We start from the raw sequence: 25977 nt of genomic DNA, 5'->3' as shown, positions 1-25977 counted from the left end.
GAAAGGCGCGGCCCGCACCCGAATCCCGGTGGCATGATCGCCCGATGGACGACGCACCGGGCGGGATACTCCGCTGGAACCTCTTCATCGGCGGCCACCTGAGTTCCTCCGTTCCCGTGCGCCTCGTCGAACGTACGAGGGTGGGCCGGCTGCTCTGGCTGGAGACCGGAACACCGATGTGGCGCACCGAACTCCCGGGCGGCGCCCATCTCCGCGACATCCCGCCGCAGGACCGCCCGGCGCACGGGTACCCGGCGAAGGCCGACCGCTGGCCCATGGGCAGCGCGCTCATCCACCAGCCGTTCGGAGCCGGACACGCGGTGTTCTGGTTCTTCGGCCGACGCCAGAGATTCCGGGGCTGGTACGTGAACCTGGAACGCCGCGTGCACCACGGCGAGGACATCGACGTCGTCGACCACGAACTCGACATCACCGTGGCGCCCGACCGGACATGGCGGTGGAAGGACGAGCGGTCGTTCACCGAGAAGACCGGTCACCCGGCCTACTGGTCGGCGGAGGAAGCCGCGTCCATCCGCACCGAGGGAGAGCGGGTGGCCGCTCTCGCGGAATCCGGAGCCTTCCCCTTCGACGGCACCTGGTGCGATTTTCGGCCATCCAGGCGTTGGATGACGCCACCTCGCTCAGCGCCACCGAGCCGCACCGTCCTGTAAGACGCACGGCGCGACCGCAGACCGCACCGTCCTTCCCCACCCACCTCCTGACGACGCGTCGAACACGTCGAACACGAAGCCGACCGGCGCACCGACGGCTCTCGAACGGCGCATACGAACACCCCGTGCCCCACGAACGCTGCAACCGTGTCGGGAACCCATAGCCACCGTCGTTGCTCGTGGTCATATCGCGTGATACACAGAGTGACTATGCATATGCACGGGAAACCCGGAACGAGCCGCAGGTCAGGGCAGCCGTCCCGGTCAAACGTGCGAGATCCGGGTAAAGAGACCCGGGAAGGCGTCGTGCGGGCGCGGTTTCATCAGCGAAGATAGAAGGCGACCCGTTGCTGTTCGGCGCGGGCGGCGAACTACCCAACAGGGGCGGTGACTTACATGATCCTGGCAGCGGAAAAGGGCGACATCACCACCATCATCGGCGGAATCGCCCCGAACTGGGGGCCGTTCGGGACGCTGGGCAACGAGGCGCGCATCATGATCGAGGTGGTGATGGCGATCGCCATCCTGCTCTGCCTCGGCATCGCGATCTGGGGCGCGGCGAAGCAGCGCATCGGGGCGACGGCGCTGCGTGACACGTTCAGCGCGGAACAGGGCAAGGGCCTGATCGTGGCGGGCCTGACCGGAGTCTTCATCATCGGCTCACTGGGCACCCTGTTCACCATTGTCTACGGAATGGCCGTCTGACCGGCCGTCGGCCGGCCCTGCTCACCGTCACCCGCCCCCGTACCACCCGGGCCGTCCCAGCCCGCTCCCCCACCATCCGCCCGTCGTGCCCACCGGCTGAGGTTGCGTCTCCCTGATGTCGAGTCACCACACCGCGCCCACGCGGCAACCAGCACAGCTACCGTCGTCCTGCGCGGATCCGCACACGACCGAGGGAGCGTACGCGGCATGAGTCCCGGCGACGAGCACGACTACCGCGGCATGGACCAGGGCGGCCGCACGGACGACCCGTACAGCACCCTCGGCGGCACCCGCCAGACCCGCACCCGCCTCCCCGACGGCGACACCGCGACCCCCCACACCCGCCGTCCCGCCCGCAGCTCCCGCTCCCTCGTCACCGTCATCGGCATCGTCGTCCTCCTCATCGCCGCCATCGCCTTCGCGAACCGGGGCGGCGGCAACAGCGACGACGAGGCATCCGGCAACGGAAAGAAACCGGGCGCGGCAGGCCCAGCGCCGACGGGGGCCACGGGCACCAAGCCCGTGCAGGGCAAGAACGGCACGATCGCCTCGGGCTTCGCGCACGACGAGCAGGGGGCGCAGAGCGCGGCGGCGAACTACGCGGTGGCGCTGGTTTCTGCCGATATCCTCAAGCCGGATCGCCGAGCAGGCATTGTGCGTCAGATCTTCATCGCCGAGCGGGCCGGCGAGTTGGAGACGAAGTTCAACCAGGCGTACGGCCAAGAGTTCCTCGACAAAGTCGGACTCGACCAGAACGGGAACGCAGCCGAGGGAATGACGTACGTCTCCCGAACGGCTCCCGTCGGCACCAAGGTCACCGCGTACTCGGCAAGCTCTGCGACCGTCGACGTCTGGTGCACCGGCGTCTTCGGCACCGCGGGGGTCAGCTCGACCAACCCGGTGAGCAGTGACTGGTTCACCATGACGCTGCAACTGCAGTGGACCAGCGAGGACTGGAAAGTCGACAGCTTCGCCCAGAAGGAGGGGCCTGCTCCGGTGAACACCGACCGTACGGCCTCCAACGCGGACGAGATCGCCAAGGCAGTCGAGGAGTACGGAGGGTTCACTTATGCCCGCTGATTCACGTCGTGGTCTCAAGATCGGGGGATTCCTCGTCGGCATTCAGGCCACGATGGTTATCCTCGCGACCCGTGTCGCCGCAGCGCCTACGCCGACACCGACGCCTTCACCGTCCGACAAGGACAAGTGTGACCTCATTGTCGGCCCCGCCAAGGACTACTGCGAAGGCGGCGAAGGCTCCCCCTCCTCCGGCCCCCCCGTCCCCCCGGACTCCACCGACCCCCTGGCCTCCCTGGCCCGTGGCTGCGCCGACGCCGCCGCGTGGATCGTCGGCAAGCTCAGCGAGGCCGTGAAGGGCACCGCGAACGTCGACTTCACGAACCCCAAGTTCCTCCAGCAGTACGCCGTCATCTTCGCGGCCTCCACCATCCTCACCCTCGTGCTGTGGCTGCTCGCCGTAGCCAAGCGCGCCATCCGCGGCGTCCCGCTCACCACCGCGATCTCCGAGGCCGTCGGCTTCCTCTGGCTGACCGTCCTCGCCTCCGCGTTCACGCCACTCATCCTGTACACGATCGTCTCGGCCACCGACGGCGTCACCGAGGTCATCGCCAGCTCCACCGGCGGCCAGACCGATGTCTTCTTCGGCTCGTTCGCCGAGGCCCTCAAAAAGGGCAACGACATCGGCGGCGGGCCGATCATGCTGATCGTCGTCTCGCTCGTATCGATCCTCGCCGCCGGGGTCCTGTGGCTGGAGCTCGTCATCCGGGCCGCCCTGCTCTACGTCGGCGCGCTCCTCGGCATCGTCGTGTACTCCGGCCTCGTCGACAAGAACATGTGGGGCCACGTACGCCGCTGGGCGGGCATCATGATCGCGGTGATCATGGTGAAGCCGGTCATCGTCATCGTGCTCGGCCTGGCCGGGGCGCTCTCCGAGGACGACGGCCCCGACGCCTTCTCCGCCGTCGTCTCCGGCCTCGCGATCATCCTGCTGGCCATCTTCGCCTCCGCCATGATCTACCGCTTCGTCCCCGGCTTCGGCGACGAGATCCAGGGCGCCCGCACCAACCGGAAGCAGGCCACCGACGGCGCCCAGGCCGCCGCCCTGATCAGCTCCCCGGCCGCCCTCGTCTCCCAGGGCATCAAGACCCACAGCGGCCGCAACGACCAGAACAGCGGAGGCGGCGGTGGCGCCCGCCCCTCCAACCCGGCCAGCGGCGGTGTCGCCGCGCACAGCTCCCGCAGTACCGGCGGGGGCGGAGGCGGCGGCGGATCTGTCCCCTCCGCCGCACCTTCGCCCCGCAGCGGAGGCGGCCCCACCTCCGGCACTCCCCACGGCAGCCGCTCCCCCCGGGGCGGTTCAGGCAGCACAGGTAATCCGAACACAGGAGGTGGAGGGCGTTGACGACCCAGTCCCACACGATCACGCCCCGCCGTACGTATCTCATCGGCCGTGCCCGGCCGAACGCGATCGTCGGCAAGAACCGCGAGACCGGCGAGATCGCCCTGATCATCGCCGGTGCGTTCCTCGGCATGATGAGCGGGCTGATCGTCCCCGTCCTGTCCCTGCGGATCGTGCTGCTCATGGGCTTCCCCATGCTGGCGCTGGCCATCGTGTACGTCCCGTACAAGCACCGCACCTTCTACAAGTGGTTCGAGATCAACCGCAGCTTCAAGCGGTCCCTGCGGCGCGGCACCGCGTACCGCTCCACCGCCATGGAGGCGGGCGTCAGCGCCGACGGCCGTGAGGTCGAGATCGGCCCGCCGCCCGGCATCGGCCGGATCGGCTGGCTCGCGGCCCCCTTCGGCCCCGACGAGATCGCCGTGCTCCTCCACGCCGACCGCCGCACCGTCACCGCCGCCATCGAGATCGAGGGCCCCGGCGTCGGCCTCCGCGACAGCGAGGACCAGGAGGCGCTGGTCGACCGGTTCGGCACCCTGCTCAAGCACGTGGCCAACGGCGACGGCTTCGTGACCCGCCTCCAGATGCTGGCCCGTACGCTGCCCGCCGACCCCGACGCGCACGCCAAGGACGTCGCCCAGCGCGGCGACAAGGCCGCCCCCGGCTGGCTCCAGGAGTCCTACGACCAGCTCCAGTCCATGGTCTCCACCTCCAGCGAGCAGCACCGCGCCTACCTCGTCGCCTGCATGCACTACAGCCGCGAACTGGCCGCCGAGGGCCACGCCATGGCCCGTGCGGCCCGCCCCCAGGGCGGCCGCAAGCTCGACCGCGACGCCGGACTCGCCGTCGTCATGGCCCGCGAGCTCACCGACATCTGCGCCCGCCTCGCCGAGGCCGACATCCGGGTACGCCAGCCGCTCGGCCAGAGCCGCCTGGCCTCCCTCGTCCACTCGATGTACGACCCCGACCACCCCATCGACCACATCCAGGCGATGACGAAGCGCAACGCCTGGCCGGCCGAACTGGACGCGGTCGAACCGACGTTCCTCCAGGCCAAGACCCGCGAGTCCTCGACCCGCGCCCCCTGGTGCCACGCCACGGCCTGGGTGAAGGAGTGGCCGATGACCCCCGTCGGCGTCAACTTCCTGGCACCGCTCCTCGTGCACACCCCGGACGTCATCCGTACGGTCGCGGTCTGCATGGACCTCGAACCCACCGAGGTGGCCATCGAGCGCATGCTGACGGAGAAGACGAACGACGAGGCCGAGGCCAGCCGCCAGGCCAAGATGAACCGCACCGTCGACCCGCGCGACATCGCCGCCCACGGTCGGCTCGACCAGCGGGGTGAAGATCTGGCGAGCGGCGCGGCCGGGGTGAACCTGGTGGGGTACATCACCGTGTCGTCCCGATCCCCCGAGTCCCTCGCCCGCGACAAGCGGACGATCCGGGCCTCGGCCGGCAAGTCGTATCTGAAGCTGGAGTGGTGCGACCGCGAGCACCACCGCGCCTTCGTGAACACCCTGCCTTTCGCCACGGGCATCCGCCGCTGACCCCCTGACCCGCTGCCCCCTGACTCAGCGGTCCGCAACACCGCAACGCCGCAGACAGCCGGACACCACACACACCACCGGACAACCACCGCACCCCCAACGCACCCGCACCCGACCGAACCCACACCAGCACCAGCCCCCGCACCCGCACCCGCAAGAACCAAGACCGGAAACCGAGAGAGAGGGCAGTCACGCCATGCGAGACCCGTTGTCCGCATTGTCGGATGCCTTCACCGCCTTCCTCTTCGGAAAGGTGGAGACGACGCGGCTGCCGGTCCGTACGTCGACCGGCCAGGCCCAGGCCGTCTACCTGCCGACCGCCGCCCCCGGCCTCGGCGACTCCGGCGTGATCATCGGGCGCGAGGTGTACTCCGGCAAGGGCTACATCTACGACCCCTTCCAGCTGTACGGGCAACAGCTCCCCGCCCCGCACTGGCTCGTGCTCGGTGAGTCCGGCAACGGCAAGTCCGCGCTGGAGAAGACCTACGTCCTGCGCCAGCTCCGCTTCCGCGACCGGCAGGTCGTCGTCCTGGACGCCCAGGGCGAGGACGGTGTCGGAGAGTGGAACCTCATCGCGCAGGAACTGGGGATAACCCCCATCCGCCTGGACCCGACCGCGGCGCTGAACGGCGGTATCCGGCTCAACCCGCTCGACCCGTCGATCACCACCACCGGCCAGCTCGCCCTGCTCCGGACGATCATCGAGGTCGCCATGGGCCACGGGCTCGACGAGCGCTCCGGCTTCGCGCTCAAGGTCGCCCACGCCTACGTGAACGAGACCATCACCGACCGCCAACCGGTCCTGATGGACATCGTGGAACAGCTGCGCCACCCCGAGCCCGAATCGGCCGAGGCGATGAACGTCGACATAGACGACGTACGCGCCTGGGGTCTGGACGTCGCTCTCGTCCTGGACCGGCTGGTCGACGGCGACCTGCGCGGCATGTTCGACGGCCCCACGAGCGTGGGCATCGACCTCGACGCCCCGTTGATCGTGTTCGACCTCTCGCACATCGACCGCAACTCGATCGCCATGCCGATCCTGATGGCGATCGTGGGTGTCTGGCTGGAGCACACCTGGATCAGGCCCGACCGGAAGAAACGCATCTTCCTGGTGGAAGAGGCCTGGCACATCATCAACTCGCCCTTCGTGGCCCAGCTCTTCCAGCGGCTGCTGAAGTTCGGCCGACGGCTCGGTCTGTCGTTCGTCGCCGTCGTCCACCACCTCAGCGACGTGGTGGACGGCGCCGCGGCGAAGGAGGCCGCGGCGATCCTGAAGATGGCCTCGACCCGGACGATCTACGCGCAGAAGGCCGACGAGGCGCGAGCGACCGGACGGGTCATCGGCCTCCCCCGCTGGGCGGTCGAGATCATTCCCACGCTCACCCCGGGCATCGCGGTCTGGGACGTCAACGGCAATGTGCAGGTGGTCAAACATCTGATCACCGAGGCGGAACGGCCGCTGGTCTTCACCGACCGCGCGATGACCGAGGGCTCCGACACCGACATGCTTCCCGAGGACGTACGAGCCGCGGAGCTGGAGGCGGAGCAACGTGCGGCCCGGATCGAGCACCAGCAACGGCTGAACGAGTCGTCCGAGTCAACGGTGGCATGACATGGCACGGCAGGCAGGGCACGGTACGCGGCGCGGACGCGACGACGAACGGGGCAGCGGCGGCATCCCGGACGGACTGCTGATCGGCCTCCTGGGCTTCTTCCTCGCGCTGACCGTACTGGCCTGGACGGCCACGGGCCTGGCCGGACTCTTCGCGCACGGCGCCTGGCCGGAGGGCGTCGCCTTCACACAGACCCCCCTTGCCCTGCGCGAACTGATCGCGGCACCGAACGACCTCCCCAACGCCTGGCCGCACACCCCACCGGCCGAGCTCTCCGGGTACGGGCTCTTCTGGGGCCTCCTCATCGGCGAGTTGATGGTGCTGGTGGTGCTGACGGTGTTCGTACTGGGGGTGGTGGCCCGTGGACGCGCCGTGCGGGAACGGCGCCGCGAGGAGCGGCTGAACCCGGTGCGCGACGAGCCCGCGCAGAAGGGGGTACGCGACCGGGGCCGGGCCAGGGAAGCCGCACCCACCACCGTGCACGAGCAACCCACCACCACACAGCCCACCGCCACCCCTTCCGGCGCACCGGCAACCACCCCCGTGGAAGCGCCCCCCGCCCTCACGGCACCCGCGGCGTTCACCACACCCACGACACCCACGGCCGCCACCACACCCACCACACCTCCCACGTCTCCCACGCTCCTCCCCTCCCCCCGCACCCCCCTCCTCCTCTACGCCCCCGCCGCCACCCGCCGCCCCACCGTCGTCCAGGCCATCCGGGAAGCCGACGGCCCCGTACTCGTCGTCACCTCCGACCCCACCGTCTGGGCCGAGACGAAGGACGCCCGCAGCAAGCTCGGCCCGGTCCTCGTCTACGACCCCGGCCACCTCTGCGACACCCCGGCCCGCCTCCACTGGTCGCCCACCGCGGGCTGCGAGCAACCCGACGTGGCCGCCACCCGCGCCGCCGCGCTGCTCGCCCCGGTCCGGCCGCAGGCCCGGATCGACGCGGCGACGGCCGACACGGCGCAGACGCTCCTGCGGTGCTGGCTGCACGCCGCCGCGGTGGACGGCCGGCCCTTCCGCCAGGTCCACCGCTGGGCCCTCGGCGGCAGCGCCCACGAACCCGTGCGCCTGCTCCGTACCCACCCCAAGGCCGCCTCCGGACTCGCCGGACTGCTGGAGTCCGCCTTCACCGCGTACCCGGAACGCCGGGAAGTGGCACAGGAGTTGACCGTACGGGCCCTCACGGCCCTGTCCTCGGTCCATATCCGGGAGGCCTGCACGGCGAACCGAGCGGATTCGCTCGCGCTGGAATCATTTACGGGTGAAGGGGGAACGCTCTATGTGGTGGGCGAACCCATCGAGGATCCCCGCTCCCACCCCGGCGCGATGCCTCTTCTCACCGCGCTCGCCTCATACGTGGTCGAGCACGGCCGCCGCATGGCCGCACGGTCATCCGACGGTCGGCTCGACCCACCAATGACGCTCGTCCTCGACGACGTCGCGGCCGTGGCTCCTCTTCCCCTGCTCCCGGAGCTGCTGGCGACCGGTCAGGACCAGGGCATGCCCACCTTGGTCCTGCTCCGCTCGCAGGAACAGGGCCGCGCCCGCTGGCAGCAGCAACTGCAACTGCCCGCCACCTGAATCAGACCCTGAATCAGATGGTCAACGGGACGGGACCGGGGGTTCCGGGGTTCCTCGCGACTACTCGCGCCCGAGGACGTACTCCAGCTCCCATTCAGGCACTCCCGCCACGCCCGTGCCATCCGCATCGTCCACATCACTCGTGTCACCCGGCAGACGAACGGTCTGTCCGGACGGCGCGAATCCGAACCGGCGGTAGAAGGCGGCGGCCCGCGGGTTGTTCTCGTGCACATACAGCCGCACCCGCTCAAGCGGCGGCTCGGACAGCGACCAGGCCCACTCGACCGCCGCACGGAACAGCGCATCGGTCACCCCGGTGCCCCGCACCTCCGGCCGCACGAACACGCCGACGAGATGCCCCTGGTTCACCTCGGCGGGAGCCCCGAACCGCACCTCGTCCTCCGGAAGTTCGACGAGCAACGTGACCGACCCCACCCACGTGCCGTCCGGCGCCTCGGCGACGAACTGCCGGACACGCGTCCCCGTGGCACCGGTGGCAGTCCGCTCCTGCCAGAACCCGTCCGGCTGCGCGAACGCGTTCTCGTACGTGTCCAGGAACGCCACGGGCGCCGCAGGATCCTGAAGGGCAGCCAGCCGCAGCTCTCTGGCCTGCGGCCATTCCTCGGCCCGCACGGGGCGAATCACATAATCCATGCGCCGATCCTCACCTCCGGCGCGCGGGAGGGGCAAACCGGTTTCGGCGTCGTACCCCGGTACTACGCCCCCGCCGACATCCCGCCCCCGGTCGGACGACCACCGCCCGGCCGCTCCGTAGCGTCGACGGCATGATCAAGGCGTACGAACTCACCAAACGGTACGGGGACAAGACCGTCGTCGAGGGTCTCGACTTCACGGTCCGCCCCGGAACCGTCACCGGATTCCTCGGTCCCAACGGGGCCGGCAAGTCGACCACGATGCGCATGCTGCTCGGCCTGGACGCCCCGACCCGCGGCCGGTCCACGATCGGCGGGCGAACCTACGCCGCCCACGCGGCGCCCCTCACCGAGGTCGGCGCCCTGCTGGAAGCCAGGTCCGTCCACCCCGGCCGGTCCGCCTTCCACCACCTGATGGCGCTGGCGCACACCCACGGCATCCCGCGCAGCCGCGTCGAACACGTCCTCGACCTGGCCGGCCTGACCGAGGTCGCACACAAGCGGATCAAGGGCTTCTCCCTCGGCATGGGCCAACGGCTCGGCATCGCCGCCGCACTCCTCGGCGATCCCCGCACCCTCATCCTGGACGAGCCGGTGAACGGGCTCGACCCGGAGGGCGTCCTGTGGATCCGCAACCTGCTCAAGTCCCTTGCCGCCCAGGGCCGTACGGTCCTGATCTCCTCGCACCTGATGAGCGAGACGGCCCTCACCGCCGACCACCTGATCGTGATCGGCCGGGGCCGTCTCCTCGCCGACACCACGGTCGCCGAACTGGTCCGCACGGCGGGCGGCGCCTCCGTCAAGGTGGTCACCCCGCAGGCCGCAGCCCTGCGCGCACTGCTCACCGCCCCCGGCGTGGAGATCACCACGCCGGACGCCGACTGGCCCGGACCGCTCGGCCAGTTGGAGGTCCGGGGCATGGACGCGGCGCACATCGGCCGGATCGCGGCCGCTCACACGATCGCCCTCCACGAACTCACGCCGCAGACCGCGTCGCTGGAGCAGGCGTTCATGGACCTCACACACGAATCGGTCGAGTACCGAGCCCCAGCCACCCCCCTGACCGGAGCCGCGTCATGACCACCACCGACCCCACCGTCACCACTCCCACCGCCACTCCCACCACCGTCGACCCCACCGCCACCGTCCGTCCGCCGTACCGCATCACCCCGGCCCGCGTCCTACGATCCGAGTGGCACAAGCTCTGGTCCCTGCGCTCCACCTGGATCACCATCGGCTCGGCCGCCGCGCTGATCCTCGGAATCGGTCTGATCATGGGTGCCACCTACACATCCGGCGGCGGCGATTCCGACGTCGACACGGTCATCCTGACGCTCTACGGCACCCTGCTCGGCCAGCTCTGCATCGCGGTCCTGGGCATTCTGGTCACCGCGGGCGAGTACTCCACCGGCATGATCCGCGCCTCGCTCACCGCCGTACCGACCAGGCTCCCCGTCCTGTGGGCGAAGGCCGCGGTCTTCGCCGTGTCCGCCTTCACGATCATGTTCGTGACCGCGCTGATCACCTTCTCCACAGCACAGTTGTTCCTCCACGACACCGACCAGTCGGCCTCCCTCGCCGACCCGGGCGTCCTGCGAGCGGTGGCGGGCAACTCGGCGGCCATCACCCTGCTGAGCCTGATCGGCCTCGGCCTCGGCGCGCTGCTCCGTTCCGTGCCCGGAGCGATCGGTGCCTTCATCGGCGGAGTCATGATCGTCCCTGAGATCCTGGGCATGATCCCGTACGAGACCGTCGAGACGGCCATCAGGTACTTTCCGACCCAGGCCGCCGGAGCACTCGGCTCCGCCACCCCGATCCCGGACACGGCCACCCCGGGCGCGGCCCTGCTCGCCCTGTTCCTGTGGGCAGCGGCCTCACTGGGCGCGGCAGGCCTCCTCCTGCGCCGCCGGGACGCCTGACGGCGAACAGGCGTCAGGAAGGGGGGCTTACGGCGAACAAGGCGACGGAGCCGACGAGGATGACCCTGTGACGGACAACAAGGCACACGCCGAACCAGGCGTCGGCGGTACGGGACACGACGCGGCTGCCCAGGACAGGCGGGACGAACCCGACCGGCGGGACGGGCAGGACGGGCGGGACCAGGAGTGGTTCACGGGGACCGCACCGCTCACCCGGTACGTCCAGGAGCGCCTGCACCGCCTGCGCGCCTTCGACCGGCGCCGGCCGAGGGTCTGGGACGTCCTGGTGACCTCATTCTGGGTCCTGGTCACGGTGCTCGACTTCACCACGGGCGGCTGGCGGACCGTGGCTCGCGACGTGGACGCGCCCGAGCCGCTGGTCCTGCTGCTGACCCTGAGCTTCTCGGTGCCGTTGCTGTGGCGGCGTACGCATCCGGTGGCCGTGCTCGTCCTGATGGCGCCGGTGTCCATGGCCAACATCTGGGCCGGAGCCGTCGTGCAGGCCGCGTTCCTCCAGCTGATCCCGGCGTTCCAGATCGCTCTGCGCCTGCCCCTGAGGACCCTCGGGGGGGCGGGCCTGCTGATGAGCGCCCCCGCCGTGGCCGGGGCGGCACGCATCCCGGAAGTCTGGAACCAGCAACTGGTCTCCTACCTCTGGGGCTTCGCCTTCGTCTCCCTCCTGGGCATCGCGGTCCGGACCCGCAGGGACTACACGGAGGCCCTGGTCGAACGGGCCCACCGGCTGGAACACGAACGCGACCAGCAGGCACGCCTGGCGGCCGCGGCCGAACGCACCCGTATCGCCCGCGAGATGCACGACATCATCGGCCACAACCTCTCCGTCATCACGGGCCTGGCGGACGGCGGCGCCTACGCGGCGGCGAAGACCCCGGAGCGAGCGGTCCAGGCGCTGGAGGCCATCGGCACCACCAGCAGACAGGCCCTGTCCGAACTCCGCCGGCTCCTGGGCATCCTGCGCGAGGACCAACCCGACGCCGACCGCACCCCCCAGCCGACGCTGAACGACCTGCACCCCCTCGTCACGTCCGTCGGTGCCGCGGGCCTCCCGGTGCGCCTGGACATCCACGGCACGCCCCTGGCCAACTCCCTCACCCCCGGACGCGAACTGACCGTGTACCGCGTGGTGCAGGAAGCCCTCACCAACACCCTCAAACACGCGGGCGGCGGCCCCGCCCTGTCCGCGGTGGTCACCCTCACCCACAGCCGTACGCACCTGGAAACCCGGATCACGGACACCGGCCCCCGGACCCCCACCACCCCGGCAACACTTCCGCGCGGCTCGCACCAGGGCCGGGGAATCACGGGGATGCGGGAGCGCGCCGCGCTCTACGACGGCACAATCGAAGCGGGCCCTCTGCCGGACGGCGGCTGGCAGGTACGACTTCGCCTTCCCCTGGAGGACACTCCCCTGTGACGACCGTACTCATCGCGGACGACCAGCCGATGCAACGCTTCGGCTTCCGCATGCTGCTGGAGAGCCAGGACGACATGACCGTCGTCGGCGAGGCGTCCAACGGCACCGAAGCGCTCCACCTGATCGGCCGACACCAGCCCGACGTGGCTCTGATGGACATCCGTATGCCGGGCCTCGACGGCATCGAGGCCACCCGCCGGATCATCAGGTCGGGCGCCCGTACCCGCGTCCTCATCGTGACGACCTTCGACCAGGACGAGTACGCGTACGACGGCCTCCGCGCCGGAGCCAGCGGGTTCCTCGTCAAGGACGCCCTGCCGGAGGAACTCCTCTCCGGCATCCGTGCGGTGGCGGGTGGCGACGCGGTCGTCGCCCCGAGCCTGACCCGCCGGCTCCTGGACGCGTACGTACAACATCTCCCGGCCGTACCGGGCGTGGCCACGTCGGCGGACCCTCGCATCGCCACCCTCACGGAGCGGGAAAGAGAAATCCTCACGGTGATCGGTCAGGGCTGGTCCAACACGGAAATCGCCGCCCGTCTCCATCTCGCCGAATCGACTGTGAAGACGCACGTCACCCGCATCCTCGCCAAGACCGGGGCCCGGGACCGCGTCCAGGCCGTCATCCTGGCCTACGACACCCGCCTGGTGACGCCGGCCTAGACGCCACCGTTCCGTTTCCCCATCCCCTGGTTCCTCCCTGCCTCCACTGCCACAAGCGCAGGAAAGCGGGGAAGCAGGGAAGCAGGGAAACCGGTGGTGAACGCAGAAAAGCCCCGTGCCACAAGGCACGGGGCTTTCCCGGAAAAATTGTTCGGCGGCGTCCTACTCTCCCACAGGGTCCCCCCTGCAGTACCATCGGCGCTGAAAGGCTTAGCTTCCGGGTTCGGAATGTAACCGGGCGTTTCCCTAACGCAATGACCACCGAAACACTATGAAATTAACCAACACCGGAACACAACACGGCCGTTCGTTATTTCAGAACTAACACAGTGGACGCGAGCAACTGAGGACAAGCCCTCGGCCTATTAGTACCAGTCAGCTCCACCCGTTACCGGGCTTCCACATCTGGCCTATCAACCCAGTCGTCTACTGGGAGCCTTAACCCTTCAAGAGGGTGGGAATACTCATCTCGAAGCAGGCTTCCCGCTTAGATGCTTTCAGCGGTTATCCTTTCCGAACGTAGCCAACCAGCCATGCCCTTGGCAGGACAACTGGCACACCAGAGGTTCGTCCGTCCCGGTCCTCTCGTACTAGGGACAGCCCTTCTCAATATTCCTACGCGCACAGCGGATAGGGACCGAACTGTCTCACGACGTTCTAAACCCAGCTCGCGTACCGCTTTAATGGGCGAACAGCCCAACCCTTGGGACCGACTCCAGCCCCAGGATGCGACGAGCCGACATCGAGGTGCCAAACCATCCCGTCGATATGGACTCTTGGGGAAGATCAGCCTGTTATCCCCGGGGTACCTTTTATCCGTTGAGCGACAGCGCTTCCACAAGCCACTGCCGGATCACTAGTCCCGACTTTCGTCCCTGCTCGACCCGTCGGTCTCACAGTCAAGCTCCCTTGTGCACTTACACTCAACACCTGATTGCCAACCAGGCTGAGGGAACCTTTGGGCGCCTCCGTTACTCTTTAGGAGGCAACCGCCCCAGTTAAACTACCCATCAGACACTGTCCCTGATCCGGATCACGGACCCAGGTTAGACATCCAGCACGACCAGAGTGGTATTTCAACGACGACTCCACAACCACTGGCGTGGCCGCTTCAAAGTCTCCCACCTATCCTACACAAGCCGAACCGAACACCAATATCAAACTATAGTAAAGGTCCCGGGGTCTTTCCGTCCTGCTGCGCGAAACGAGCATCTTTACTCGTAGTGCAATTTCACCGGGCCTATGGTTGAGACAGTCGAGAAGTCGTTACGCCATTCGTGCAGGTCGGAACTTACCCGACAAGGAATTTCGCTACCTTAGGATGGTTATAGTTACCACCGCCGTTTACTGGCGCTTAAGTTCTCAGCTTCGCACACCCGAAAGTGCACTAACCGGTCCCCTTAACGTTCCAGCACCGGGCAGGCGTCAGTCCGTATACATCGCCTTACGGCTTCGCACGGACCTGTGTTTTTAGTAAACAGTCGCTTCTCGCTGGTCTCTGCGGCCACCCCCAGCTCACCGAGTAAATCGGATCACCAGTGATGGCCCCCCTTCTCCCGAAGTTACGGGGGCATTTTGCCGAGTTCCTTAACCATAGTTCACCCGAACGCCTCGGTATTCTCTACCTGACCACCTGAGTCGGTTTAGGGTACGGGCCGCCATGAAACTCGCTAGAGGCTTTTCTCGACAGCATAGGATCATCCACTTCACCACAATCGGCTCGGCATCAGGTCTCACCCTTATATGTGTGACGGATTTACCTACCACACGGGCTACACCCTTACCCCGGGACTACCACCGCCCGGGCTGGACTACCTTCCTGCGTCACCCCATCGCTTACCTACTACAAGTCTGGTTCATCGGCTCCACCACTACCCTCAACTCCGAAGAGATCGGGCCGGCTTCACGGACTTAGCATCGCCTGATTCAGTACTGGGCGTTTCAAAGCGGGTACCGGAATATCAACCGGTTGTCCATCGACTACGCCTGTCGGCCTCGCCTTAGGTCCCGACTTACCCTGGGCAGATCAGCTTGACCCAGGAACCCTTAGTCAATCGGCGCACACGTTTCTCACGTGTGTATCGCTACTCATGCCTGCATTCTCACTCGTGAACCGTCCACAACTCGCTTCCGCGGCTGCTTCACCCGGCACACGACGCTCCCCTACCCATCCCAGCCCCCGTTGGGGGTATGTGCTGGAATGACACGACTTCGGCGGTACGCTTGAGCCCCGCTACATTGTCGGCGCGGAATCACTTGACCAGTGAGCTATTACGCACTCTTTCAAGGGTGGCTGCTTCTAAGCCAACCTCCTGGTTGTCTCTGCGACTCCACATCCTTTCCCACTTAGCGTACGCTTAGGGGCCTTAGTCGATGCTCTGGGCTGTTTCCCTCTCGACCATGGAGCTTATCCCCCACAGTCTCACTGCCGCGCTCTCACTTACCGGCATTCGGAGTTTGGCTAAGGTCAGTAACCCGGTAGGGCCCATCGCCTATCCAGTGCTCTACCTCCGGCAAGAAACACACGACGCTGCACCTAAATGCATTTCGGGGAGAACCAGCTATCACGGAGTTTGATTGGCCTTTCACCCCTAACCACAGGTCATCCCCCAGGTTTTCAACCCTGGTGGGTTCGGTCCTCCACGAAGTCTTACCTCCGCTTCAACCTGCCCATGGCTAGATCACTCCGCTTCGGGTCTTGAGCGCGCTACTAAATCGCCCTGTTCGGACTCGCTTTCGCTACGGCTTCCCCACACGGGTTAACCTCGCAACACACCGCAAACTCGCAGGCTCATTCTTCAAAAGGCACGCAGTCACGACTGACAGCACAAGTGCTGCCAGCGACGCTCCCACGGCTTGTAGGCACACGGTTTCAGGTACTATTTCACTCCGCTCCCGCGGTACTTTTCACCATTCCCTCACGGTACTATCCGCTATCGGTCACCAGGGAATATTTAGGCTTAGCGGGTGGTCCCGCCAGATTCACACGGGATTTCTCGGGCCCCGTGCTACTTGGGTGTCTCTCAAACGAGCCGTTAATGTTTCAGCTACGGGGGTCTTACCCTCTACGCCGGACCTTTCGCATGTCCTTCGCCTACATCAACGGTTTCTGACTCGTCTCACAGCCGGCAGACTATGAAAGAGAGATCCCACAACCCCGCATGCGCAACCCCTGCCGGGTATCACACGCATACGGTTTGGCCTCATCCAGTTTCGCTCGCCACTACTCCCGGAATCACGGTTGTTTTCTCTTCCTGAGGGTACTGAGATGTTTCACTTCCCCTCGTTCCCTCCACACTGCCTATGTGTTCAGCAGCGGGTGACAGCCCATGACGGCTGCCGGGTTTCCCCATTCGGAAACCCCCGGATCAAAGCTTGGTTGACAGCTCCCCGGGGACTATCGTGGCCTCCCACGTCCTTCATCGGTTCCTGGTGCCAAGGCATCCACCGTGCGCCCTTAAAAACTTGGCCACAGATGCTCGCGTCCACTGTGCAGTTCTCAAACAACGACCAGCCACCCATCACCCCGTCGCATTCGACGAGTTCACTGGGGCCGGCAACCGAAGGACAGACTCAAACGAGTCCGTACCCTCAGATACCCAACAGCGTGCCCGACCCGACCGATCCCTCCCCACGTTCCACGCCGAAGCAGTACTAGTGAAAAACAACCTGTCGTGCCGAGTAGTCAACGTTCCACCCATGAGCAACCAGCACCGAACATTCGCCGGTGTACTGGCCTCTGACCAAACCGAAGCCTGGTAAGAAGTGCTCCTTAGAAAGGAGGTGATCCAGCCGCACCTTCCGGTACGGCTACCTTGTTACGACTTCGTCCCAATCGCCAGTCCCACCTTCGACAGCTCCCTCCCACAAGGGGTTGGGCCACCGGCTTCGGGTGTTACCGACTTTCGTGACGTGACGGGCGGTGTGTACAAGGCCCGGGAACGTATTCACCGCAGCAATGCTGATCTGCGATTACTAGCAACTCCGACTTCATGGGGTCGAGTTGCAGACCCCAATCCGAACTGAGACCGGCTTTTTGAGATTCGCTCCGCCTCGCGGCATCGCAGCTCATTGTACCGGCCATTGTAGCACGTGTGCAGCCCAAGACATAAGGGGCATGATGACTTGACGTCGTCCCCACCTTCCTCCGAGTTGACCCCGGCAGTCTCCTGTGAGTCCCCATCACCCCGAAGGGCATGCTGGCAACACAGAACAAGGGTTGCGCTCGTTGCGGGACTTAACCCAACATCTCACGACACGAGCTGACGACAGCCATGCACCACCTGTATACCGACCACAAGGGGGGCACCATCTCTGATGCTTTCCGGTATATGTCAAGCCTTGGTAAGGTTCTTCGCGTTGCGTCGAATTAAGCCACATGCTCCGCTGCTTGTGCGGGCCCCCGTCAATTCCTTTGAGTTTTAGCCTTGCGGCCGTACTCCCCAGGCGGGGAACTTAATGCGTTAGCTGCGGCACCGACGACGTGGAATGTCGCCAACACCTAGTTCCCAACGTTTACGGCGTGGACTACCAGGGTATCTAATCCTGTTCGCTCCCCACGCTTTCGCTCCTCAGCGTCAGTAATGGCCCAGAGATCCGCCTTCGCCACCGGTGTTCCTCCTGATATCTGCGCATTTCACCGCTACACCAGGAATTCCGATCTCCCCTACCACACTCTAGCTAGCCCGTATCGAATGCAGACCCGGGGTTAAGCCCCGGGCTTTCACATCCGACGTGACAAGCCGCCTACGAGCTCTTTACGCCCAATAATTCCGGACAACGCTTGCGCCCTACGTATTACCGCGGCTGCTGGCACGTAGTTAGCCGGCGCTTCTTCTGCAGGTACCGTCACTCTCGCTTCTTCCCTGCTGAAAGAGGTTTACAACCCGAAGGCCGTCATCCCTCACGCGGCGTCGCTGCATCAGGCTTTCGCCCATTGTGCAATATTCCCCACTGCTGCCTCCCGTAGGAGTCTGGGCCGTGTCTCAGTCCCAGTGTGGCCGGTCGCCCTCTCAGGCCGGCTACCCGTCGTCGCCTTGGTAGGCCATTACCCCACCAACAAGCTGATAGGCCGCGGGCTCATCCTTCACCGCCGGAGCTTTTAACCCCCGCCCATGCAGGCAGGAGTGTTATCCGGTATTAGACCCCGTTTCCAGGGCTTGTCCCAGAGTGAAGGGCAGATTGCCCACGTGTTACTCACCCGTTCGCCACTAATCCACCCCGAAAGGCTTCATCGTTCGACTTGCATGTGTTAAGCACGCCGCCAGCGTTCGTCCTGAGCCAGGATCAAACTCTCCGTGAATGTTTTCCCGTAATCGGGACACACATCACGAGAGCGGAACGACCGGTCGGAATAAGACCAGTCGTTCACAGCGTCCTCGCTGTGTAATTGCCCACCGGAACCCTAGGGCCCGGCAGGACTTTCAAAGGAACCACCAACCTGCCGAAGCAGGCCGGGGTATCAACATATCTGGCGTTGACTTTTGGCACGCTGTTGAGTTCTCAAGGAACGGACGCTTCCTTCGGTCCCGTTTCACCGGGGCCCTCCGGGCGCTTCCCTTCGTGTTCTTGCGTTTCCGACTCTATCAGACTCTTTCGTGTCCGATTCCCGGTCGAAGCGGGCCGAGCAGTTTTCGCTTTCCAGTTCTTCGCTTTCGCGTTTCCCTTTCCGGCGAGTCCGACTCTATCAGATCCTTTCGGGCCTGATTCCCAGTCAGCGGGGCTTGTCTTCCCGGCTGTTGGGCCGTTCCGACGCTCAAACTCTAGCGGATTCTCCCGGCGGCTCATAATCGAGCCTCGAAATGAATTCCGGCATGCCGAAATTATCCCGGGTGGGAGATCGTGCTGAGTTTTGGTTGCCGCGTTCGCGGCGGGATCGGCTGTCACAGAACCGTTCCGGCCCCGTGACAACTCGAAGAACCTTACGGATCGGGCGGGACTGTGTCAACCCCGCCGTGGGACCCCGCAGAGGGGGTCAGTCCAGGTCGGTGAGCCGGCCGCCCGCGTCCGGCTGGGCGTGCTCCACGCGGCGCAGCAGCCTGATCAGCATCTCGCCGAGGACTCCGCGCTCGTCGCCGGAGAGGTCCTGGAGAAGGTCCTCCTCGAAGTCGCTCGCCATGCGCATCGCCTCGAGCCACTTCGTACGACCCTCATCGGTCAGTTCGACGATGACGCGGACGCGGTTGTTCTCGTCCCTGTCCCTGGTGACCAGGCCCTCGCCGGCCATGCGGTCGATCCGGTGGGTCATGGCCGCCGGGGTGAGACCGAGGCGCTTCGCGAGTTCACCGGGGCCCAGCCGGTAGGGGGTGCCGGCCAGGACGAGGGTTTTGAGGACCTCCCACTCGGCGTTGCTGATGCCGAGGGCGGCGAGCTGTCTCCCGTACGCGACGTTCATGCGCCGGTTGAGGCGGCCGAGGGCCGAGACGACCTGTTCGACCTGGAGGTCCAGGTCGCGGAACTCGCGCTGGTAGGCGGCGATCTGCTCGTCGAGGCTCGGCTCGTGGAGGCCGGGCTGCTCGGTGGTGTCAGACATGGCGGGCAGTATGGCACGCCCTCCATCGCCATCGAAGTCCTTCCATCTGTATTGTTAAGGTTCTAACTTTAGTGCTAAAGTCTTCGAGTCTGATTCCTTCAAGATCTTGAGGTAGGTGAGTGTGACCAGGGAGATGGGCGCAGCGCTGCGGCGGATCCAGGTGGGGAGCGCGCTGAGCGCGTTCGGCCTCGGGTTCACCGTCCCGTATCTGTACGTCTATGTGGCGCAGGTGCGGGATCTGGGTGCCGGTACGGCGGGGGTCGTACTGGCGGTCTTCGCCATGGCAGCGCTGGCCGTACTGCCGTTCACCGGTCGGATCATCGACCGGCGCGGGCCGCTGCCCGTACTGGTCGTCGCCTCCGGTGTGGCCTCCGCGGGGGCCACGGCGCTGGGCTTTTCGAGCAGTGTGACGACCGCTGTGCTGTCGGCCGCGGTCCTCGGTGCGGGCACGGCGGTCATGCAGCCGGCCCTCGCCACCATGCTGGTGTGGTGCTCCAGCACCGCCACCCGTACGCGGGCCTTCGCCACACAGTTCTTCCTGCAGAACCTGGGACTCGGCCTCGGCGGACTCGTCGGCGGGCAGATCGTCGATACGAGCAGGCCGGCGAGCTTCACGCTGCTGTTCCTGATCGAGGCCGTGATGTTCATCGTGCTCGGCGTCGTCGCGGGAAGCGTGCGGATGCCCCGTACCGCCTCCCTCTCCGGCGCCAGGCCGGGCGACGGGGCCGCGGCGAAGGGCGGGCTGCGGGCGCTGCTCTCGCACCGGGCCATGGTGCAGCTGTGCGTGATGGGCTTCGTGCTGTTCTTCGCCTGCTACGGACAGTTCGAGTCCGGGCTGGCGGCGTACGGGACCGAGGCCGCCGGGATCCAGCCGTCGACGCTGGGTATCGCGCTGGCCGCCAACACCGCCGTCATCGTCGTGGCGCAGTTCGTCGTCCTGCGGCTCGTCGAGCGGCGGCGGCGCAGCCGGGTGATCGCGTGGGTCGGCCTCATCTGGGCGTTCGCCTGGATCGTGGCGGGGTACGCGGGGCTCGGGCACGGGAGCCAGACCATGGCGACGGCCGCGTTCATCTCGACGTACGCCCTGTTCGGGCTGGGCGAGGCGATGCTGTCACCGACCGTGGCTCCGCTGGTCGCCGATCTGGCGCCCGCGTCGATGGTCGGCCAGTACAACTCCGCGTTCGCCCTGTGCAAGCAGCTCGCGCTGGCGGTCGGTCCGGCCGTGGGCGGGCCGATGGGGGCCGCGCTGCACGGCCCGTACATCGTGACGTTCGTGCTGTTCTCCCTCGGCATCACCGTGCTGGCGCTGCGGCTGGGCCGTCGGCTCACCCCCTTGCAGGATCAGCCGTCGCTCGCGGCGGTGCCGTCGCGGGTGGTCGCCGTTTCCGTACCGGAGACCGAGCCCGCGGCGGCACGCGCCGCCGCTCACTGAGGCAGCGCGAACTCGCACCAGACGGCCTTGCCGCCGCCCGGGGTGCGCCGGCTGCCCCACGACGAGGCGATCGTCGCGACGATCGAGATGCCGCGTCCCGCCTCGTCCGCCGGTTCGGCGCGGCGGCGGCGCGGCAGGTGATCGTCACCGTCCGCCACCTCGATGATCAGGCGGCGGTCCGTGCGGCGCAGCCCCAGGCGCATCGGCGGGGTGCCGTGCTGGAGCGAATTCGCCACGAGTTCGCTCGCGGCGAGGACCCCCAGATCACACAGCTCGACCGGGAAGCGCCAGGACGTCAGGACGCCGGTGGCGAAGGCGCGGGCGCGCGGCGCCGCTTCTATGCCGCCGAGCAGATCGAGCGACGCGTTGTGGAACAGCTCCGCGTTCGTCCCCGTGCGGGCGGGGTGCTGGACCACCAGGACCGCCACGTCGTCGTCGTGTTCGGCGGTCACCCCGAGGGAACGGATCAGCCGGTCGCAGACCACCTGCGGCGAGCCCTTGGCGCCGGACAGCGCACGTGCCAGGGCGGCCACTCCCTCGTCGATGTCCTCGCTGCGCCGTTCGACCAGGCCGTCCGTGTAGAGGACGGCGGTGGAGCCGGGCGGCAGCGGGATCGTGCCCGAGGTGTGCACCCAGCCACCGGTGCCCAGCGGCGGTCCGGTGGGGTCCGCGGCCCGGTGGACCGTGCCTTCCTCGTCGCGCACGAGGATCGGGAGGTGGCCCGCGGAGGAGTAGACGAGCAGGCCCTCGTTCGGGTCGTGGACCGCGTAGACACAGGTCGCGATCTGGCTGGCGTCGATCTCGGCGGCGAGTCCGTCGAGGAGCTGGAGCACCTCGTGGGGCGGCAGGTCCAGCCGTGCGTACGCCCGGACGGCGGTGCGCAGCTGTCCCATGACTGCGGCGGCGCGGACCCCTCGGCCCATCACGTCCCCGATCACCAGGGCGGTGCGGCCCGCGCCCAGGGTGATGACGTCGTACCAGTCGCCGCCGACGGCCGCGTCCGTGCCGCCGGGCTGATAGGTGGCGGCGATCCGCAGGTCATCGGGCTGCTCCAGCTCCTGCGGGAGCAGGGAGCGCTGGAGCGTGACGGCCGTTTCGCGGTGCCGTCGCTCGCTGGTGCGGAGCCGTTCGGCGGCTTCGGCGTGGTCGGTCACATCGGCGGCGTACACGAGGACGCCTCCCACGCCCTTGCCCGCGCCCTTTCTGTCCTTCTCCTTGTCCCTGGGTTTCGCCTTCGCCCTCCCCTCCGCTGTGCCTTCTTCTTCGCTCGCGTCGTCCCAGGCGGCCACGGGGGTGCAGGTCACGGTGTACGAGCCGCCGTCGGCGGTCTTGCGGGACTTGACCGTGCGGGGCGTGCCGCTGCGGAAGACCTGGTCCATCAGCGGGAGGACGCTGAGCTCCGCGAGCTCCGGCATGGCCTCGGCGGCGGGGACGCCGGACGGGCGGGGGCCGAAGACGGCCTCGTAGGCGTCGTTGACGTAGGCGATGCGGTGGTCGGGGCCGTGGAGCAGGGCGACGGGCGCGGGAAGCCTGCCGAGGATCTCGCGGGCCGAAAGGTCGTCGAGGGCGGGGGCGACCACCGGTGCCGGTTCCGGGGCGGGGGTGACCTCGGCGGGTGAGGGGAGGGGCGAGGTGGGCTCGCCGTCCGGTGGGGTGGGCGGGTTCTCCGGCCGGGCGTACTCGGCTCGCGCCGCGGGTACGGAACTGCGGTCGTCCCGCGCGGCGGCGCGACGCTGCGTTCCGGGAAGGCGGGCGCTCCAACGCGTGAAGTTCACGGAATCTCTGGCCTCGTGTGTCGGTCTGGTCCGCTCGGGCGGGCTGCATCTTCTGCCTGGATCGGGGCGCCGGGGGCCGGACCCCGGGAAGGCGCAGCCGGGCCTCGTCATGCTGCTGGTGCGTCGCGGCTGGTCACTTTTGGTCACTGTCGGCCGGGTCACTCTGTGCAGGCGTGGGCCCACCTATGGTCACACGTCCAGTGTGACCGACCGTACTGACAGTCGCCGTTCAGCCGGATGTCTTCGGCGGTCCGTCGCCCTGGGAAGGGTCGCTTCCGGGGGGCGGGGTGCTGCCGGGTGCCTGACGGTTTCCGGGTGCCTGACGGTTTCCGGGGGCCTGGTGGTTTCCGGGGGCCTGGTGGTTTCCGGTGCCGCCCGCCGCGAGGGCGAACTCGGCGCGTGGGTGTTCCAGGGAGCCGAGGGAGACGATCTCCCTCTTGAAGAGTCCCGCCAGGGTCCATTCAGCAAGGACGCGTGCCTTCCGGTTGAACGTGGGGACTCGGCTGAGGTGGTACGTACGGTGCATCAGCCAGGCCGGGTAGCCCTTCAGCTTGCGACCGTAGACGTGGGCGACGCCCTTGTGCAGACCGAGCGAGGCGACCGATCCCGCGTACGCGTGCCGGTACTCCGTGAGCGGCCGGCCGTCGATGGACGCGAGGATGTTCTCGGCGAGGGTCTTCGCCTGGCGGACCGCGTGCTGGGCGTTGGGCGCGGTCTCCGTGCCCGGTTCGGCTGCGGTCAGGTCGGGCACGGCTGCGGCGTCGCCCGCCGCCCAGGCGTGTTCGTTGCCCTCGACGCCGAGCGTGGCGGTGCACCGGAGCCGGCCGCGTTCGGTGAGCGGCAGGTCGGTGGCGGCCAGGAGCGGTGCCGGTTTGACGCCCGCGGTCCACACGAGCGTGCGGGTCGGGAAGCGGGAGCCGTCGCTGAGGACGGCGACACGGTCCTCGCAGGTGTCCAGGCGCGTTTCGAGGCGTACGTCGATGTTGCGGCCGCGCAGCTCCCGGACGGCGTACGTGCCCATCGCCTCGCCGACCTCGGGAAGGATGCGTCCCGAAGCCTCGACCAGGATCCATTTGAGGTCCGTGGCCTTGATGTTGTGGTAGTACCGCGAGGTGTAGCGGGCCATGTCCTCCAGTTCGGCGAGCGCCTCGACGCCCGCGTAGCCGCCGCCGACGAAGACGAACGTCAGGGCGGCGTCGCGGATGGCGGGGTCGCGCGTGGCGGAGGCGATGTCCATCTGCTCGATGACGTGGTTGCGCAGGCCGATGGCTTCCTCGACGGTCTTGAAGCCGATGCCGAACTCCGCGAGCCCGGGGACCGGGAGGGTGCGCGATACGGAGCCGGGGGCGATGACGATCTCGTCGTAGCGGATCTCCACGGCACCGGTGCCCTCCTCGCCGGTGGCGAGGGTGGTGACGGTCGCGGTCCTTTTGGCGTGGTCGATCCGCTGCGCCTCACCGATGACGATCTTGCACTGGCCGAGGACACGGCGGAGCGGCACGACCACATGGCGCGGCGAGATCGAGCCCGCGGCCGCTTCGGGAAGAAACGGCTGGTAGGTCATGTACGGCTCGGGCGTGACGACCACGATCTCGGCGTCGCCGCTCTTGAGTCTCTGCTTCAGCTTCCGCTGGAGACGCAGCGCTGTGTACATCCCGACGTAGCCGCCGCCGACGACGAGAATGCGCACACTTGGCCGGGTGCCGGGGGTCGTCCCCCGGGAATCTGGAGCCATCACCACCCCATGACGCAACGGAGTCGGGGGTTTGTCCACAGCCCCGGCAAATTGTGTGACCGGAGGATCCTGACGGCCCATCGGGGACCACGCACCGCGGAACAGTGCAGTTGCGCAGGTCAGACCTTGCGGGAGGCGCGAGGGGATGGGGTGGAATCGGGAACCAACCGGCCCTTGCTCCGATCGGGGGGCGCTCCGTGCGGAACTACCCCCTTCTGAATTGACCCGGGCTCAACTATGTTCGTAACCCGTCGGGGTGTCGGGTTCGGACTAGGTTGTGATCCGCTCCCCGACCGACACGGCGGGGAAGTCTCCGGGGGGAGACGTCATAACCGGGGGAAGTTATGCACATTCAGGATTCGCATTGGCAGGCTGCTGTCTCGTCCTCGTCCGAGGGCAACGGGCGGCTGAGCTCAGTGGGGGCGGTCGGAACCATAGGTTCGGCGGCACCGCTCGGGGCGGTGGGACCGGTCGGATCGGCCGTGACCGTTCCGTCGGCCGGAGGCAACGGGGGCACGCCGCGTTCGGCGCCGCTCCGTGTGGACGCACAGCGCAACCTGGAACATGTCCTGCGAGCCGCACGTGAAGTGTTCGGCGAGCTGGGGTACGGCGCTCCGATGGAAGACGTGGCACGCCGCGCCAGGGTCGGGGTCGGCACCGTCTACCGGCGGTTCCCGAGCAAGGACGTGCTGGTACGGCGGATAGCCGAGGAGGAGACCGCCCGGCTGACCGAGCAGGCGCGGACGGCTCTCGGGCAGGAGGAGGAGCCCTGGTCCGCACTCTCCCGCTTCCTGCGGACATCCGTGGCGTCGGGTGCGGGACGGCTGCTGCCGCCGCAGGTGCTGCGGGTCGGGGCCGCCGCGGACGAGCCCGGCTCGGCGGTGGGTCCGGTCTCCGGCGACATCGTCGACGAGACGCGTGTTCCGCAGCAGCGGCAGAGCGCGGGGCAGCCCGATCTCCGGGTGGTCCCGCAGCGCTCCGCGGCCGTGGACGGTCTGGACGACGACGATTCGGGAGCGGCCGAGCTGTTGGAGATCGTGGGCCGCTTGGTGGACCGGGCGCGGGAGTCGGGTGAGCTGCGCGGTGATGTGACGGTGGCCGACGTTCTCCTGGTCATCGCCACGGCCGCGCCTTCGCTGCCCGACGCCGCTCAGCAGGCGGCCGCTTCGACACGGCTGCTGGACATTCTGCTGGAGGGCCTGCGGTCCCGTCCCGCGTGACGGTGTCTGCGTGACCGCGTCCTGCGTGACGGTGTCTGCATGACCGCGTCCCGCGTGACCGCG

17 protein-coding genes and 3 rRNA genes are annotated in these 25977 nt (G+C 67.4%); 13 read left to right on the top strand and 7 right to left on the bottom strand.

Annotated elements, in window-relative coordinates; translation table 11 throughout:
* Positions 1-44: 44 nt before the first annotated feature.
* The 7 genes from OG251_RS21535 (at position 45) to OG251_RS21505 (ending at position 8551) form a co-directional block, all read left to right on the top strand.
* Positions 45-671 carry a DUF402 domain-containing protein gene (locus OG251_RS21535; RefSeq protein WP_326678707.1) on the top strand — a complete coding sequence of 209 codons (627 nt, stop codon included), beginning with the start codon at positions 45-47 and terminating at the stop codon, positions 669-671.
* Between the two features lie 396 nt (positions 672-1067).
* Positions 1068-1376 carry a hypothetical protein gene (locus OG251_RS21530; RefSeq protein ID WP_015610155.1) on the top strand — a complete coding sequence of 103 codons (309 nt, stop codon included), beginning with the start codon at positions 1068-1070 and terminating at the stop codon, positions 1374-1376.
* Positions 1377-1583: 207 nt separating this feature from the next.
* The gene (locus OG251_RS21525; protein WP_326678706.1) at positions 1584-2456 is read left to right on the top strand and encodes a hypothetical protein; all 873 of its coding nucleotides are present in this window, start codon (positions 1584-1586) and stop codon (positions 2454-2456) included.
* A complete protein-coding gene (locus OG251_RS21520; protein WP_326678705.1) occupies positions 2446-3798 on the top strand; it encodes a hypothetical protein in 1353 nt (450 codons plus the stop codon). Before OG251_RS21525 ends, OG251_RS21520 begins: the two co-directional genes overlap by 11 nt.
* Entirely contained in the window at positions 3795-5345 is a 1551-nt protein-coding gene (locus tag OG251_RS21515) for an SCO6880 family protein (protein WP_073720519.1), read from the top strand. The genes OG251_RS21520 and OG251_RS21515 overlap by 4 nt, the downstream gene beginning before the upstream one ends.
* Positions 5346-5541: 196 nt before the next feature.
* The gene (locus OG251_RS21510; RefSeq protein WP_266804134.1) at positions 5542-6960 is read left to right on the top strand and encodes an ATP-binding protein; all 1419 of its coding nucleotides are present in this window, start codon (positions 5542-5544) and stop codon (positions 6958-6960) included.
* A 1-nt stretch (position 6961) separates the two neighbouring features.
* Entirely contained in the window at positions 6962-8551 is a 1590-nt protein-coding gene (locus tag OG251_RS21505; RefSeq protein WP_326678704.1) for a type VI secretion protein, read from the top strand.
* Positions 8552-8611: 60 nt separating this feature from the next.
* Here OG251_RS21505 and OG251_RS21500 read toward each other — a convergent pair whose 3' ends face one another.
* Positions 8612-9205: a GNAT family N-acetyltransferase gene (locus OG251_RS21500; RefSeq protein ID WP_326678703.1), complete on the bottom strand. Its 594-nt coding sequence runs from the start codon at positions 9203-9205 to the stop codon at positions 8612-8614.
* Between the two features lie 131 nt (positions 9206-9336).
* On the opposite strand from OG251_RS21500, the gene OG251_RS21495 reads away from it, so the two are divergent.
* From OG251_RS21495 to OG251_RS21480, 4 genes are all read left to right on the top strand, one after another.
* Positions 9337-10284, top strand: a complete 948-nt coding sequence (locus OG251_RS21495) for an ATP-binding cassette domain-containing protein (protein ID WP_326678702.1) — start codon at positions 9337-9339, stop codon at positions 10282-10284.
* Complete coding sequence (locus OG251_RS21490) at positions 10281-11123, top strand: ABC transporter permease (protein WP_326678701.1); 843 nt, start codon at positions 10281-10283, stop codon at positions 11121-11123. Before OG251_RS21495 ends, OG251_RS21490 begins: the two co-directional genes overlap by 4 nt.
* Before the next feature lie 67 nt (positions 11124-11190).
* Positions 11191-12558 (top strand): sensor histidine kinase, encoded by a 1368-nt coding sequence (locus OG251_RS21485; protein WP_442818354.1) that lies wholly within the window; start codon positions 11191-11193, stop codon positions 12556-12558.
* The gene (locus tag OG251_RS21480) at positions 12555-13220 is read left to right on the top strand and encodes a response regulator transcription factor (RefSeq protein WP_326678700.1); all 666 of its coding nucleotides are present in this window, start codon (positions 12555-12557) and stop codon (positions 13218-13220) included. Before OG251_RS21485 ends, OG251_RS21480 begins: the two co-directional genes overlap by 4 nt.
* 149 nt (positions 13221-13369) lie before the next feature.
* On the opposite strand, the gene rrf is transcribed toward OG251_RS21480, so the two are convergent.
* The 4 genes from rrf to OG251_RS21460 all read right to left on the bottom strand — a co-directional run bounded on the left by rrf (position 13370) and on the right by OG251_RS21460 (position 19752).
* Positions 13370-13486: ribosomal RNA gene (gene rrf / locus OG251_RS21475) — 5S ribosomal RNA — on the bottom strand.
* A 79-nt stretch (positions 13487-13565) separates the two neighbouring features.
* A 23S ribosomal RNA gene (locus OG251_RS21470) occupies positions 13566-16691 on the bottom strand.
* A 305-nt stretch (positions 16692-16996) separates the two neighbouring features.
* Positions 16997-18522 (bottom strand): 16S ribosomal RNA (locus OG251_RS21465).
* The 16S, 23S and 5S rRNA genes sit together here, the layout of an rRNA operon.
* Positions 18523-19194: 672 nt before the next feature.
* The gene (locus tag OG251_RS21460) at positions 19195-19752 is read right to left on the bottom strand and encodes a MarR family winged helix-turn-helix transcriptional regulator (protein WP_073722021.1); all 558 of its coding nucleotides are present in this window, start codon (positions 19750-19752) and stop codon (positions 19195-19197) included.
* A 133-nt stretch (positions 19753-19885) separates the two neighbouring features.
* Here OG251_RS21460 and OG251_RS21455 point away from each other — a divergent pair, with 133 nt between their 5' ends.
* The gene (locus tag OG251_RS21455) at positions 19886-21184 is read left to right on the top strand and encodes an MFS transporter (protein WP_326681342.1); all 1299 of its coding nucleotides are present in this window, start codon (positions 19886-19888) and stop codon (positions 21182-21184) included.
* On the opposite strand, the gene OG251_RS21450 is transcribed toward OG251_RS21455, so the two are convergent.
* Entirely contained in the window at positions 21178-22959 is a 1782-nt protein-coding gene (locus OG251_RS21450) for an ATP-binding SpoIIE family protein phosphatase (protein WP_326678699.1), read from the bottom strand. The two genes, OG251_RS21455 and OG251_RS21450, sit on opposite strands and share 7 nt — an antisense overlap.
* 229 nt (positions 22960-23188) lie before the next feature.
* Positions 23189-24694 carry an NAD(P)/FAD-dependent oxidoreductase gene (locus tag OG251_RS21445; protein ID WP_326678698.1) on the bottom strand — a complete coding sequence of 502 codons (1506 nt, stop codon included), beginning with the start codon at positions 24692-24694 and terminating at the stop codon, positions 23189-23191.
* Between the two features lie 344 nt (positions 24695-25038).
* On the opposite strand from OG251_RS21445, the gene OG251_RS21440 reads away from it, so the two are divergent.
* A complete protein-coding gene (locus tag OG251_RS21440) occupies positions 25039-25914 on the top strand; it encodes a TetR/AcrR family transcriptional regulator (protein WP_326678697.1) in 876 nt (291 codons plus the stop codon).
* The last annotated feature ends 63 nt before the right edge of the window (positions 25915-25977 follow it).

The organism is Streptomyces sp. NBC_01237 (assembly GCF_035917275.1).
In the GTDB taxonomy this organism is placed as follows: domain Bacteria; phylum Actinomycetota; class Actinomycetes; order Streptomycetales; family Streptomycetaceae; genus Streptomyces.
This window is presented reverse-complemented; position numbering and strand designations above follow the sequence as displayed.

What these genes read in the sequence shown, in the direction of transcription:
- OG251_RS21445 (WP_326678698.1), bottom strand. Translation starts at nt 24,694, where the DNA reads ATGGCTCCAGATTCCCGGGGGACGACCCCCGGCACCCGGCCAAGTGTG.
- OG251_RS21520 (WP_326678705.1), top strand. Translation starts at nt 2,446, where the DNA reads ATGCCCGCTGATTCACGTCGTGGTCTCAAGATCGGGGGATTCCTCGTC.
- OG251_RS21455 (WP_326681342.1), top strand. Translation starts at nt 19,886, where the DNA reads ATGGGCGCAGCGCTGCGGCGGATCCAGGTGGGGAGCGCGCTGAGCGCG.
- OG251_RS21535 (WP_326678707.1), top strand. Translation starts at nt 45, where the DNA reads ATGGACGACGCACCGGGCGGGATACTCCGCTGGAACCTCTTCATCGGC.
- OG251_RS21530 (WP_015610155.1), top strand. Translation starts at nt 1,068, where the DNA reads ATGATCCTGGCAGCGGAAAAGGGCGACATCACCACCATCATCGGCGGA.
- OG251_RS21510 (WP_266804134.1), top strand. Translation starts at nt 5,542, where the DNA reads ATGCGAGACCCGTTGTCCGCATTGTCGGATGCCTTCACCGCCTTCCTC.
- OG251_RS21500 (WP_326678703.1), bottom strand. Translation starts at nt 9,205, where the DNA reads ATGGATTATGTGATTCGCCCCGTGCGGGCCGAGGAATGGCCGCAGGCC.
- OG251_RS21490 (WP_326678701.1), top strand. Translation starts at nt 10,281, where the DNA reads ATGACCACCACCGACCCCACCGTCACCACTCCCACCGCCACTCCCACC.
- OG251_RS21525 (WP_326678706.1), top strand. Translation starts at nt 1,584, where the DNA reads ATGAGTCCCGGCGACGAGCACGACTACCGCGGCATGGACCAGGGCGGC.
- OG251_RS21495 (WP_326678702.1), top strand. Translation starts at nt 9,337, where the DNA reads ATGATCAAGGCGTACGAACTCACCAAACGGTACGGGGACAAGACCGTC.
- OG251_RS21460 (WP_073722021.1), bottom strand. Translation starts at nt 19,752, where the DNA reads ATGTCTGACACCACCGAGCAGCCCGGCCTCCACGAGCCGAGCCTCGAC.
- OG251_RS21505 (WP_326678704.1), top strand. Translation starts at nt 6,962, where the DNA reads ATGGCACGGCAGGCAGGGCACGGTACGCGGCGCGGACGCGACGACGAA.
- OG251_RS21440 (WP_326678697.1), top strand. Translation starts at nt 25,039, where the DNA reads ATGCACATTCAGGATTCGCATTGGCAGGCTGCTGTCTCGTCCTCGTCC.